General features: G+C 47.6%; 8 protein-coding genes. 2 read left to right on the forward strand and 6 right to left on the reverse strand.

What is annotated here, in order from left to right; genetic code table 11:
• Positions 1–170 precede the first annotated feature (170 nt).
• Positions 171–2,015 (forward strand): FG-GAP-like repeat-containing protein, encoded by a 1,845-nt coding sequence (locus tag D0C16_RS01920; RefSeq protein WP_151030771.1) that lies wholly within the window; start codon positions 171–173, stop codon positions 2,013–2,015.
• A 64-nt stretch (positions 2,016–2,079) separates the two neighbouring features.
• Here D0C16_RS01920 and D0C16_RS01925 read toward each other — a convergent pair whose 3' ends face one another.
• The 3 genes from D0C16_RS01925 to D0C16_RS01935 form a co-directional block, all read right to left on the reverse strand.
• On the reverse strand, positions 2,080–3,165 hold the full coding sequence (locus tag D0C16_RS01925; RefSeq protein WP_225318870.1) for a Gfo/Idh/MocA family protein: 1,086 nt from the start codon (positions 3,163–3,165) through the stop codon (positions 2,080–2,082).
• Positions 3,166–3,367: 202 nt separating this feature from the next.
• The gene (locus tag D0C16_RS01930) at positions 3,368–4,636 is read right to left on the reverse strand and encodes a hypothetical protein (RefSeq protein WP_151030773.1); all 1,269 of its coding nucleotides are present in this window, start codon (positions 4,634–4,636) and stop codon (positions 3,368–3,370) included.
• Positions 4,637–4,676: 40 nt separating this feature from the next.
• On the reverse strand, positions 4,677–6,098 hold the full coding sequence (locus D0C16_RS01935; protein WP_151030774.1) for a mannan-binding lectin: 1,422 nt from the start codon (positions 6,096–6,098) through the stop codon (positions 4,677–4,679).
• 253 nt (positions 6,099–6,351) lie between these two features.
• On the opposite strand from D0C16_RS01935, the gene D0C16_RS01940 reads away from it, so the two are divergent.
• Entirely contained in the window at positions 6,352–7,701 is a 1,350-nt protein-coding gene (locus D0C16_RS01940) for an RsmB/NOP family class I SAM-dependent RNA methyltransferase (RefSeq protein ID WP_151030775.1), read from the forward strand.
• A 52-nt stretch (positions 7,702–7,753) separates the two neighbouring features.
• Here the strand turns inward: D0C16_RS01940 and D0C16_RS01945 are convergent, their stop codons facing one another.
• From D0C16_RS01945 to D0C16_RS01955, 3 genes are all read right to left on the reverse strand, one after another.
• On the reverse strand, positions 7,754–10,171 hold the full coding sequence (locus D0C16_RS01945; protein ID WP_255481984.1) for a bifunctional serine/threonine-protein kinase/formylglycine-generating enzyme family protein: 2,418 nt from the start codon (positions 10,169–10,171) through the stop codon (positions 7,754–7,756).
• 79 nt (positions 10,172–10,250) lie between these two features.
• A complete protein-coding gene (locus D0C16_RS01950) occupies positions 10,251–11,117 on the reverse strand; it encodes a PP2C family serine/threonine-protein phosphatase (protein ID WP_151030777.1) in 867 nt (288 codons plus the stop codon).
• 142 nt (positions 11,118–11,259) lie between these two features.
• On the reverse strand, positions 11,260–14,178 hold the full coding sequence (locus D0C16_RS01955; protein WP_151030778.1) for an insulinase family protein: 2,919 nt from the start codon (positions 14,176–14,178) through the stop codon (positions 11,260–11,262).
• Positions 14,179–14,186: the final 8 nt, after the last annotated feature.

Below are 14,186 nucleotides of genomic sequence, written 5' to 3' on the forward strand. Positions count from 1 at the left end.
TTTTAGTCGGGCTACAGTTCACATCTCTAGATGTTGTCATGTAAAACATAACAAATAATGGTTGGTTTCCTGTAATTTTGTCATTGAAGAAATTTTGAATATCTACGTGTGTAAGTAGATCTAAATATTCTTCAAAACTATTTAAATGGCATTTTTACTAAGGAAAAACCATGAAAAAAGTATTTTTCAACATGATGGCGGCAGCAGGTGGCTGCGCACTTCCATTGTTTATTTCATCTACTGCTGTGGCTCAAATAGCGCCATTTTGGGTTGATGGAAGTGAGAATGTTTATAATTTCCCCGACAAAGTTGTTTCCCTAACGTTTGATGATGGTCCCGATGCTTATTCTGAGCAGTTGTATCAGTATCTTAATTCACAAAAAATATCTGGTACGTTTTTTGTTATTGGGCATAAAGATGGACGCAATGTTGGTGTAACCCATTACCCAGCAGCGCTCACCGCGCTTGCCAATAATCGTCAGCGAGTGGCCAATCATACCTTTGCGCATTTTTACGATGGGTTACAGAACAACACGGATGTATTAAGTGGTATCAATAATTTGCAAAATTACATTGATCCCTATGTGCGTAATCGTTGGTATTTTATTCGTGCTCCGCACAATGTCCCAGGTATAGCTAATTACAACTCCATGCCTGGGATTACACGTCAATATCGCGATATCGAAACCAATTACGATTCGGTCGATTGGGCCTACGCGGCAAATGGGGTTAGTCCTCAGCAAGCCATGAATGATTTGGTCAATTTAATTACTGTGCAAAAAAATAATCATGGCGGAATTATCCAAATGCATGACGCCAATGAGTTCTCCGAAGGTACCAATTATACGTTGCAAGCAGTTCAGCACCTTGTCCCGCTTTTGAAACAACAAGGATTCGTTTTTGCCGGGCCTGTATTAGAGTTTTCTCCTCTGGATTTGTTCACGGCCTACAATGGCGATTACTCTGATGTTGATGGCGTTGGTACTAACGCAAGTTATTACAACACCTTCCGTTTGGCGGATATTAATAAAGACGGGAAAATGGATGCGTTAATGCGAAAGTCCAACGGTATTTATGTCGCGTATGGTTTCCCTGGAACTCAATTCGGCTTTGCACAAAAGCAGGTGCTATACAGCGGCAACTTTACAGATGCTACCGGTTGGAATAACACCAAATACAGCGCGTCTATTCAATACGGTGATGTTAATGGCGATGGAAGAATTGACATTGTCGGAAAAGGTCCCAATGGCATTATGGTCGCCATTAATAATGGCAATGGCTTCAATAACGTTGTCAATATGAGCTATCAATTGTCCTCGTACAATAATGGTATCGCTGATTTTGCTGATGCAGATAGTGGCGGTAGTTGGGGGAACGATGAGCGTTGGTATTCAACAATTAAATTGGTGGATATTAATAAAGATGGCAAAGCGGATATTTGTGCACGTTCTTCGCAAGGAATCTGGATCGCTTACAGCACGGGTACAGGTTTCCAAAAGAAAAAACTGGCTTTTACACAAAATTTCTTTGACCACGCAGATGATAACTGGAACTGGGGCGTTGCCGATAGGGCGACGACGGTTCAATTCGCTGACGTAAATGGTGATGGTTGGGCAGATGTCGTGGGTCACGGGAAGTGGGGAATTATGGTCGCCCTCAATACTAAAGTGGCAGGCGCGGAGTTTAACGGGGTTAATGCCAGTTGGTGGACGACTGATTTTAGTAGTTATGATTGGACACAGCCGCAATATTATAAATCGATACATTTCGCTGATTTAAACGGCGATGGAATGGCTGACGTAATTGGTCGTGGGCATGAAGGTGTGTGGGCTGCGCTATCGAACGGTACAAGCTTTACTCAGGCGCGTTTGTGGAGTGCTGAATTTAATGACCAATATGGTTGGTCTGATGTTAAATACAATAGCTCGCTTCAATATGGCGATATCAATGGCGACGGCAGAGCTGATGTTGCGGGGCGTAGCGCTAACGGTGTGAAAGTCGGCATCGCTCCCTAATCATCCTGATTAAATCTGTATAAAACATTGGGTGCAATCCGGCGCCCAATGTTTTTTTTAACCATTAAATGACAATTCGTTTTCCCAGTTTCGCCGCTTTAAATATTGCTTCAAGAATGACAATATCTTTCATGCCTTCTTCACCGGGAACCAGAATGGGTGAGTTGTGCAAAATGGATAGTGCATCGTTATCCATTTGTACGGCTTGTTGGTTGAGGGGGGAGGCGGGCAATTCCAGGCCGCTGCTGGTTCGACCGCGCACGCCTGAATATGACTGAAACGGCTTCAACTCATACCAGCCTTTTTCACAATTGGCGCGCAGTGAGTTCATATTGCGCGCGTAGCTGGTTGCGCATTTAGCGCGTGCACCGCTGGCGAATTCCAATTCAAATTCTGTAGTTTCATCGACGTGTTTATACAGTTCGCGTGTCGATGTCATGGCCGCACTTACCGCGATAGGTTCTTCGCCAGAGGTATAGCGCGCGGCGTTTAGCGGGTACACGCCCATGTCGTACATGGCGCCGCCACCCAGTTTTGCGTTAGCGCGCCAACCATGTGTGTCGCTGGTATTGTTGTAGCCTGCTTCTGCAATAATGTCGTTGATTTTTCCGTAAGGTTTATCGCGAGCGAATTGAATGATTTTTCGTGTATTGGTTTCATGCTGCATGCGATATCCAATAGTGAGCTGCACTTTATTTTTTTTGCAGACATCAATCATTGCCTGGCATTCACGTGCACTCATCGCCATGGGCTTTTCGCACCAGACATGTTTGCCCGCGTTTGCCGCAATTTCCGTAAATTGCTTGTGCGTACCCGTTGGTGTGACTACATAAATTACATCGATCGCCGGGTTGTTGGCTATCTCATGCATGTTTTGGTAGTTGTAGATGTTGTAATCAAGAATGCCGTAGGTTTTTTGCCAATAGGGAATTTTTTCTGGTGAACCGGTCACTATACCGGTGAGTTGGCAGTGGTTCGTAAGTTGCAGGGCGGGTGCAAGTACATCACGGCTGTAGTAACCCAGCCCAACCAAGGCTACCCCCAGACGTTTGGCGCTGCTGCTCGCTGAGCTGGCGCGTGCACTAGCGGCAAGGCCAATTAACCCAAGGCCTTTGATAAGTTGTCGACGGGAAAGGGCGGCATGCTTCACGTTAAAACCCCACACAAACATCAGTCATGATTTAGTTTTAATCCCCTCGGCGGCGATTGGCAAATCGCTAAACAAAACATTACGTCTGGAAACCCCGGTTTACCTAACTCCAGCAAAATTATTACACTCTGATAAAAATAAAAGCGGCGCAGAGGGTTCTCTGCGCCGTTTATTTATCGCTAACTACTTTTGCGGATAATACTTAGGGAGTGGTTTGATTGATCGATTTAGCACGCATCGGAATAGCCCACACAAAATCGGTTTGCAGAAATTGCAAGGTGCCGTAGGGATTGTTGTTGTTTAAATTTCCTGCGCGATGGTAAAAATCTGCTGGATTGGGTGCTCCATTGGCAGTGAGGAATTGCAAACCATATTCAGCAGGAATATTACCTATTGCCGCCGTGGACGGTAGTTCACCAAAGAATGGAAACGCCTTTTGCCCTGCACTGGTAACTGCTGCACGGGAATGGCACCCCATGCAGGAAGAGGTGGCAACGAAGCCGCTCTCTGTCACGGAGTTGCCCAGTAAACTGGCGTTGCCGTATGAGTCGGTAAAATTAATCATGCTGCCTTTGAGTCGGTAATTTTTCCACTCCTTTAACCAGGTACCGTTAAAACCACTCTTGTCATATTGCTTGAGCAGAGCGGAGGAGAGCGGTTCCTCTGGATAAACAGACCCAAAGGTTTTGGCGTTCGGTTGAGTGACGGGATTGGTTACACCGTAGCAATCATAGCAGCCTAATAAATCACAACGGCCGGGATTGTCCACGTGTTCAAACGTTGCCCAAAGCCAATTGGGAATTGCTTTGGAGCTGATGTGCATAGCAACCAAACCAATTAGCTGCCCCTTGGTGGTGTAATTCCAGTGGTAATCTTTTTTCTCATTTTCCTTAATCAATTTCCAATTGCCCTTAACCTCAATACTGTCGATAGGAAATACAATCTCCTTGCCGGTTTTTACGTAATCCGCGATGCCTTCCTGATACCAGAGGTTGTTATTTTTAATGTACTCAAAGGTTGCTTTGTTGCGATAGACAACTTCACAGGTTCCACCATTTTTTAAGTCATCAGGATTACAATCTGGCTCGCTACTGGTTTTGTCGTTGCTGTAGGTTTGGTGGCTAAATGAGGTATATGCCAAATTGTGCCCATCGGCTTTTGTTGGCCATACCGGCGGGTTGGCTGGGTTGGGGTGCTGCGGAAAATTTTCCGAGTCATCTATCCATGTCTCCCACACGGCGTTATTTAGCTCTACTTTTTTTCCGTTCAGCGTAGCGTATTCTTTTTTGGCTTTTTGGTTCACCTCTAAAAATAGCTGCCAGGCAAATTGATCGGGATAGTTCATTGGCGCTGCATGATCTTTCGTTGATGCCGGTGCGCGGCAGTAATGATCATTTTCCGCAAGGCTGGGTAGGCTACTCATACCGAGCATCGCTAGCGCCAGATAACAGGGTTGCAAATATCGTTTCATAAAATCGGGTCCTTCAAGCAGGGATTATTGTGCGTGATTGCTATTTAGCATCGCAGCATGCGCATACTGATTGGGTGCCGGGAGTAGTGGTTTTCCAGTTGCCATTCCAGCCACCTTTGTTTTCGCAAGTTGTTGCGCAAATACTCTGCGCGTCCGCATCACTACCAATCGGGCCTGCATTTACATCCGTTGGGTTTTTACACTGACCTGCGAGAATGTCGTTAATAAAAATATGGCTCACATCAAAGTTATTGTGTGGCCCGGTATTGCGATAAACCGGGTCTACTGTGTACTCATGGCAGCCGAAGCAGTTTGAACTATAGGGGCCTTGATTTACGCCATTGTTTACAAACCCATCTTGAAACGTAGTTTCCATGACGGTATTCGCTAAGCGCATGGAGCCGCGTTGGTTTGAGTAGGGGTCAGATGTTCCGCTCAACAAAGATCCTTTGCTGGTATCCGACACCCAAAGTGCGCCAATATTTTTGTAGTTTTTCCACACTGACATGGGATCATTTTGTTTTAGTTCGCTTAAGAACGCATTGATTTGAATATTCAAATCATTTAACGCGACGCTATTTTTATCAAAGTGTGGATCTCCCGGTTCCATGCCGCCCGGATGGCTTGTACAAATTTCGGTGGGATTGCCGGTAATTTTTCCTGGTGAGGGCTCTACTGCAATATTAAATGTACAGGTATCTGGTTTGTCGATGCAGGCTTTACTGGTAAATGACCAGCGTTGGTCATTCTCACTGCCATTATTACACTCAGCAGAATTATCAATATGTTCAAATGAAGACCACACCATTTCCGGGTGAAGATCAGTCGCCATCGCAAGATGGAAGCCAATTAAACCCAGTGTTTCATCGCCGGGTACGCCGTCGATGTTGGCCTTCATAATAAAGTAGCGACTAGCGTCATCGGCACTGGTAAGTACTTTCCAGGCAATTTTTATTTCCGTTGTGCCGCCGGGAAAGTTTGGCTTGGCTTGTATTTTTCCCGCGTTACACAAATTGCGATCGAACCTTACTTCGTAAAAAACAATATTTTTTGCTTGGTCGAAAATCGCCTCACCGCCCGTTCCCGCTTGGCCGGTACGTTCAGGCATATCGAATCCATTTTTAATTTTGTTTAACGCCGCAAATAAAACAGGGCCGTTTATCTGTTGGTCACAAGAGTTTTGCCCACTTGCTTCGAGTACTGGATAATTTTTTTGTACCTGAAATTGGCGAATCGCTTGTCCTTTCACAGGCGATACTAATTGCAAAAACCATTGCCAGGAAAATTGATAAAATTGACAAAAATCGGCTGCTTTACCGTCGGGAACTTCAGCAGGTGCGTTGGGTGAGGTAATCCAGGACTTATTGGCAGCGCAGGAAAAACTATCGGCACTGAAGGCAATTGAGGAGGCTGAGAAAATACCAATGGCACAAAGGGCTTTTATAAAAGGCCTGATCCGCATGGGATACTCCTTGGGAGATTATTTAAAAAATTATTCCATGAATGCATAACTCCTGTGCTCAACCCTAGAAGAGGCGATGGATATTGCAAGCGAACGAAAATAAAATTTTCGCTTAACTCATTGATATATAAAGTTAATACGGTTTTTGAAAGTCAATTACCGGATATTACATTGCCTATTAGGTAATCTGATAGCAGACTGCTAAAATGGGTCACTTCGTGTTATTTCACTCATTCTTAATTGTTGTGTCGTCATGCAAAATCCGCTTAATTTTTCCGATGTATCTACCTATCAAGATTCTCGTTTGATTCGCCTGTGGCGCCATTGGACGCAAGTCGCGGGCACCATGCCGTTGGATAAATGGTTAAAACATAATCTACGCGATCTCGGTCAAATATCGCTTGCAGAGCAGGCGGGCTTTACCGAGGCAATGAATAATGCTGTACGTTTCCAGCAGTTAGCCTGCGCGCTGGAATATATCTATCAGCACTTTGCCGATGCTAATGTGGGCGTTGTTGATTGGCTGCAATGGGACGTGCAATGGCAAGTCAGGGATATACAGCAAATGCCATTGGCGGCATTTTGGTATTGGATTCAGCTGCGTGTTACTGGTGATGGGCATAAACAAAATGTCGGGCAACTGAGTGATTATAAAAATCGTAATAGATTCTTCCAGCGTTTGTTGGAAGATGAATATTTTGCGCAAGCGGGAGAAAAATATTTATGGCTTGGGCTGCGACCTCAATGGCAATCCCTGGTTGCGCAACGAGCAATAGCCAGCGCCTGGGCTGATACGCAGCTGGATTCTTTTTTAGCGTCGCAGACAGCGACTCCGCCGTTGTGGCTGCGCGTACAATCCAATCAATCACCGGCTGAAATTCAGGCGAGTCTATCTGCACAGGGAGTAGATGCCAATCTGGATGCATTGAGCAATATTTTTCTGCAGGGTGGTAAGGGCGTAAATACCACGCTTGAATTCAAAAATGGCGATATTGAAATTCAAGATTTAGCCAGTCAATTTATTGCGCACGCCGTTGACGTAAAGCCGGGCCAGAAAGTCTGGGATGCCTGCGCTGGTGCCGGTGGAAAAACCCTTGCGATCGCGGCGCAGATGAACAATAAAGGGGCCGTTATTGCTACTGATTTGCATGACTATAAATTGGAGGAGTTAAAGCGCAGAGCCAAGCGCGCAGGGCGTTTTAATGTGCGAACTTTTACCTGGGATGGGGCCGCCCCTTTACGTTTGCCCAAAGAAATTGCCCAGCAGCAGGGATTTGATTGGGTGTTGATTGACGCTCCTTGCACCTCAGCTGGAACCTGGCGGCGCAATCCGGATGCGCGCTGGCGTTTTGATGAAGATGACACGCGTGAATTGATTCAGTTACAGCAAAAAATTTTACGTAATGCGGCACCTGCGGTGCGCAAAGGCGGTCATTTGGTGTATGCCACTTGCAGTTGGCAAGTGAGTGAAAATGAAGCACAGGTCGATTGGTTTTTGCAACAGCATCCGCATTTTGAGTTGCAATCCCAGCGCGTTGTAGGGGCGCCGGAACTGGATGCGGATACTATGTTTGTGTCGATATTAAAACACGCGCACTCCTGAACGATGTGCGCACGGCTCATGCAAATTCAAAAACGAAGGTGATGAGTTGCAATTATTGCAATTCCATCACCACTCGGAATCCGAGATGATTGTCAAAAATTTCACTGCGGTGATAATCGCGAATATGGCTCGCGAGACGTTCGACGTTATCTTTCGCTGATCCCCCGCGGACCACGTGTGAATCGCAATTCTTTATGAGCATCGCCTGGCCATTCTTGGGGTGCAGGTTGTAATTATCAGCAAAACAATCTTCTACCCATTCAGACACGTTACCGGCGGTGTCGTAAACTCCAAAACCATTCGCGGGGTAAGTGCCGGCCGGTGCTGTTTTAGCACCGAACAAGCCAGAGAACTTGCTGTTGCAACCGCGTCGACAATTAGCGCGACCTGCGGCTTCACGCACGTCATTGCCCCACCAAAATAAGGTGTTGGTTTCCGCGCGTGCAACATATTCCCATTCTGCTTCTGTCGGCAGGCGATATTTTTTGCCGGTGGTTTTGCTGAGCCACTGTGTATAAGCGCGTGCATCCTCGAAGTTGACGTTAATCACCGGACGATTACCGCGTCCCCAGCGATTGTCGCTGGGTTGTGGGCGTTGAGTTGCTTGCGCAAAAATATCGTAATCATCAAATGTAATTTCGTATTTGCTGATCGCAAAAGGCTTGGTGATCATTACTTTGTGTACGGGCATGGTAAGCGGATCATCTTTGTTGCCCATAAAAAAATTGCCGGTGGGTATGCTGATCATCTCCGGCCCCTGGCTTTTAATGGATGCCACCAATTGACTGCTGATTTCCTCACCCGGCTCTATAGATTCACTCAGAATAATTTCCGGTTGCAAATCAGCATCGACAATTTCCACCCATTGTTTTTGTGTTTGATAGCCTGCCTGACTAATCTCCAGCTGGTAACGGCCGGGCGGCAGTTGAATATCCGGTTGATAACGGTCGGGAATATTTAAAATGCGCACCCGCGCGTTGGCGGGGTTGCTGATGACTTTCAGTGCAAAAGTTTGCACTGGTGCGCTGCTAGCTGCTTCATCGCTCTGATTGGCTGCATAGGCTTGCTGATCTATAGATGCTTGATCTATAGGTGCTTGATTTATAGGTGCTTGATCTATAGGTGCTAGTGCGATGGCGTTGTCTGACTCAGCAGGCGATGAGCTCGTAGCATTTATCACTTGGGTTTCTGCTGACCCATTCGCGGGTGTACTGCTGTCAAAAGCAGACGTGCTGCTGTTTGTTTGATTGCTGATTGGATTATTAACCGGCTTATTTGCGGGAAGTTCGATAAACCAATCTGCTGTAGCCAGCATTAATTTGCCAATAGATGAGAGGCGCTCGGTCGGGGCTTTCCCCTTCGCGTAAAAAATGCTCATGCCGCACCAGAGGAGGGGCAGAAATAACAGGAGTACTACGACAAATGTAATGGGGCGATTGTTGCTGTGATAAGACGAGTTAAATTCAGTGATATGTTCTTCACGGCTAATCTGCGTTGGTGCATGCTGTTCGTTAAAAAAGATCTCCGTAATTTTGGTGGCCGGACGTGAATAAAAACCACGACTTGGACTCCAGCGCAATGCGCGAACTCTATTCCAGCGCCAGCGCACCGCATTGACTGTGGCAGACACAAGTGCTTTGGCGAGGTTCACCACGGTGAGGTCTGCTGGATGTGCGGCGGTAGTGGTCACAGTAGAGCGTTGGTTTTTTTCCAATTCGTCCAGTGCGGCAATCAAATCGCGTCCGCGTTGAAAACGCTGTTCCGGGTCCTTTGCCAATAGCTTTTCCAGGATTTTTTGGTAAGCCAAATATTGCATTGGCAACTTGGGAATTGGTGCACTGATATGTTTAAGCGCGATAGTGACGGCTTCGTCGCCCTGATAGGGCAAAGTGCCGGTCAGCATTTCATAAAAGACGATACCGAGGCTATAGAGGTCCGAGCGGCCATCAACTGTAGTGCCTTTGGTTTGTTCAGGACTCATGTAATGAGGTGTGCCCACCACAGTGCCCACGTGCGTCATGCGCGAATTGTTCGCCAAGCCACGCGCAACGCCAAAATCGGTGAGCACGGCGGAATTATCGGAACGGAATAAAATATTCTCCGGTTTAATATCGCGATGGATGTAGCCTTTTTCGTGCGCATGATCGAGTGCGCCGGCAATTTCACGCGTAATACGGATGACTTCTTCGCCACTCAGACCTGTGCTCATTCGATCGTGCACCGAGCCATTCGGCAAATAGTCCATGGCGATGTAATTCAAATCTTCGTGGCGGCCGATATCGTAAATGGCCACAATATTCGGGTGAGACAGTTGCCCTACGATAGTTGCTTCGCGTTGAAATCGTTCGCTGAATGCCGGGTCGCTATTGAGCTGCGGATTCATTACTTTAAGTGCAACCACACGCCCCACGCTGATTTGTATCGCGAGGTACACGGTGGACATGCCACCCTGATTAATTTTACGTATCACCCGATATCCGGGAATTTGTAGCGCCATATCAATCTAATTCTAAAATTCTATTCAAACAAATTACCCAATGAGCGGATATTCAACTGCTCACGACGTAAATTAATAAACCAAACAGTGATAGCAGTGCGCTGCCAAAAATAAATGCATCGATTTTTACTTTTCCGGTTAAATAGGGGACCCATTGCCAGAGGCCCTTGCGCAAGGTGTTATGACGTAAGGGGGATTCAATTATTTGCAGGGTGATATTATCGCGCCCACCGCCGGTGAGCGCGGCGTGTAGCAACTGATCGACGGCGGCCAGGCAGTCGTTGGATTCGCATAATATCTGAGCGATTGTTTTATCGCTGACTTCATCGGTCAGTCCATCGCTGCACAATAAAATCCATTGGTCTTTTTGCCACTGGCCATCAATAAAATCTACCTTGACCTGAGGTAATTCCTGCATTCCCAAACACTGGGTAATGATATTTTTTTCTGGATGGAACTCTGCATCCTCTGCACGAATTACACCGGTATCCACCAGCATTTGTACGTAGGAGTGATCAACGCTTAATTGTTCCAGTCGGCCGCCTTCGCGTGTGGGTGTCCACAGATAGGCGCGGCTATCTCCCACCCAGGCAATCTGGTATTTAACAGCATCGCTGCGCAGGGCGACTACGGTTGAGCCCATGCCTGGTGCACCTATACCTTTGGCCGCAGAAGCGAGGATGCTGGTGTGGGCGTGCTGGATTGCATCCACTAAAAGCAGTTTGGGATTGTTGTTGGTATCGCGTTCAATGGTATCGCGCACAATTGCGCTGGCAACTTCACCGGCCTCATGGCCGCCCATACCGTCGGCGACCAGCCATAACCCGTGCTCTGGCTGGCTGAGAAAGCAATCTTCATTGTTGTCGCGCACCAGACCCGGGTGGGACGCTGCGCTGTATTCCAGTGGGTTATTGGTCATCGTTGGTTTGGTTAGGTGTTGTTATTCTCGCAATTCCATGTGGATGAATACTAGATGACTTTAGGCAGGAAAACTACGCGGCTTGGCACAAAACCTTGCATAGGTGAACGGCTTCAGGCTCATCCGTGAGCCTTAATAAGTATTAACAACTTTTCAGTTGCAGTCCGAGTGTTTCAAGTGCAGCTTTTTGGCCGGCGTGAGTCACCAGCGCAATACTGGCCCGCTCTGCAACCAAGTAGGTGCGCGCGACGCGTTGCAGTTCAGCAGCGGTTACTTGTAATACCCGGTTGCGGAATAATTCGCGTTTTTCGCGTGTGCGTCCAAAGAGTTCAGCTTGATAGGTGGATTTTGCTTCGCCCGCCGGGGAGCCTGGTTTGTCGATACTGCCGATAACCCCGAGAATGGCTTCCTCAACAGATTGTGCAGAATGCTCGGACTCCTGTAACCACACCAGTGACTGATCGAAGTCGGTCAATGTTTCGGTCAAGCGCGGGTCGCGGTAGGAATAAAAACGGAATGAGGCGGTGTTACTGTCCTGACTTGCGCCACCCCCATAGGCGCCGCCTTGTTCGCGCACTGCACGATGTAAATAGCCGTTGCGTAAAAAACCGCCGAGCACGGTGAGGGCTGCGGCATCCGGATGTTCGCTTGGTACTGTCGGGTAAGCCTTCGCGCAGAAATTAACTTGTGTGTTGGTGATCCAGGCTTCGCGAATTTGTTCACTCACTTTATTTAACGTAAATGCCTCAAACTGATCACTGGCTGTGCTCGCATTCCAGCGTTGTTGCAAGTCCTCTCGGTAGCTATCCAAATGTTCTTGCTCGCCGACGATTAAAAATTGTTTCGGTGCTTGCAGAATGAGTTGATGGATTGCAGCTAGCGTCTGTGCAAACTCTTGCAGGGATTGCTCATTGTCCAGTGCAGAGTCCAGTGCTTTTAGTGCAGCAATACCTTCAAGCCCACTAAGCTGATGCGCAACTTTTGCGGCAGGGCTCATGCCCGCACAGGCGGCAGTCATTGCCAGGCTGTGGCCGTGGCCGGTAATACTTTGCTCACGGCGCGCGCGATTTTGCGCAATTAATTCGCGAATGCGATCCAGCTCATCAAAACGCGCTTGCAACAAGGTGTCTTGCATCAAGGCAATCATGGCGGCACTGTTACGGTTTAAGGCTTTTGCAGACAGCGTGATGTATGCATCAATATTTTGCACATCATCACCCGCACCGCGAATACTACTGAACGCGCTAATGGAGCCGACGGTTTCGGCTTGCTTGCGCTGGGTAGCGAGATAATCGCTTTTTCCGTTACCCAACTCGGTTAAACAAATGCAATAGAACGGCAATACTTTCAATTGTTCATTCGTGAGTGCTGGCAGCTTGCTGGTAATTTGCTGGTATACCAAGCCGTTGGTGCCCGCTGCGTAGCGACGCAATGGATAGTTGTGGAAACTTTCGTGGCTGCCGGGTGTGTAATGCAGGTTTGCAGGAATGTCCTCCAGGCCGACCTTGGGTAAAATACTTTCGTCATCTTGCTGCAGTTGGCGCGCTTGCAACGCTTTGGTGCGCTCAATAATTTGCTGTTTTTCTTCAGCTGTTAATTGCGCTTGCAATTGAGCCAGGCGATTTTTTTCCGCAGCTTTGATGCGCTCGCCCATTTGCAAGTCCGGGCGTAAGGTCAGTCGCACACGGTGAGGGTTTTCCAGCAGCCATTTGCGCACTGCATGTTGAATAAATTGTGGATCCTGGGTTTTACGGCGTAAATTTTCCAGTGCTGCATCCACATCCAGCAGGGCGATAGGATCACCGCGGTGAGTGGCAGAAGTTAGTCCGGTTAAAATTAATTGCAAACCGTAAGGGTAGCCATCGCCACCGACTTCGCGTTGCGACAATTCCAGCTGATGTAACGAGGCCGCAATTTGCTCTTGCGGCACGCCTTGGTCAGCGACCTGTTGCAAGGTATTCAGAATCAAGGCTTCTACGTTGTTGACATCATCCAGCTTGCAACCTTCCAGCCCGCAGACAAAGGCCATTTCGCGCGATGAATCGTCCAGCCCACACAATGGCGACGGTGCCTGACCTAGCTCGGTGGTTTCCAAGGCTTGCTGCAAAGGTGATGCTGAATTATCCAATAAAATATTGGATACTAGCTGTGCTTCCAGCGATTCATCCAGGTTGGTGGTTTTACCCAGCAACCAGGAAATGACTACATGATTCTTATGCTCAAGGTCATCTGCATCATTTTCGTCAACAGGGTAGGCCTCTTCGACATTAACCGGTGCGTGGTAGCGTTTTTCATCGCCTACTGCAATTACTTCATCCAGCTTTTCAAAATGACTGAGTGCCTGTTGCTCAAATTTTTCCTGATGCGTTGCTGCAGGAATATCACCATAGGTCATAAAAATAGCGTTGCTTGGGTGATAGTGGGTGCGATAAAAATCCTGTAACTGTTGATAGGTTAAGTCCGGAATATCTTCCGGTTCGCCACCGCTGTTGTAGTGGTAGGTCGACGTAGGGTAGAGGTACTTACAGAGGGTATGCCAGAGTTGCGATGGTACTGAACTCATCGCCCCTTTCATTTCATTAAATACTACACCTTTAAAGACCAGATCCGACTCCGGGTTTTCCGGCTCCGAAAATTCAACACGATGACCTTCTTGTGCGAAATCCAATTCGTCCAGACGCGAAAAAAATACCGCGTCCAGATACACGTCCAGCAGGTTGTTAAAATCCTTGCGGTTTTGGCTGGCAAACGGGTAAGCAGTCCAGTCAGAGCTGGTGAAGGCGTTCATAAAGGTGTTGAGCGAGCGGCGCACCATCATAAAAAACGGATCGCGCACGGGATATTTTTTACTGCCGCAGAGCGCGGTGTGTTCGAGGATATGTGCTACCCCCGTTGAGTCATGGGGCACGGTACGCAAGGCAACCAGAAATACATTTTCGTCGTTATCCGCTGCCAAGTGGATATGCTGCGCTCCGGTAACTTTATGACGATATTCTTCTACGCGGATTTTTAAAGCATCAATGGTTTGGCTACGCAGCAATTCAAAGGCGGGATGGGTCATGAAACTAT

Source organism: Cellvibrio sp. KY-GH-1 (assembly GCF_008806975.1).
Taxonomy (GTDB): Bacteria; Pseudomonadota; Gammaproteobacteria; order Pseudomonadales; family Cellvibrionaceae; genus Cellvibrio.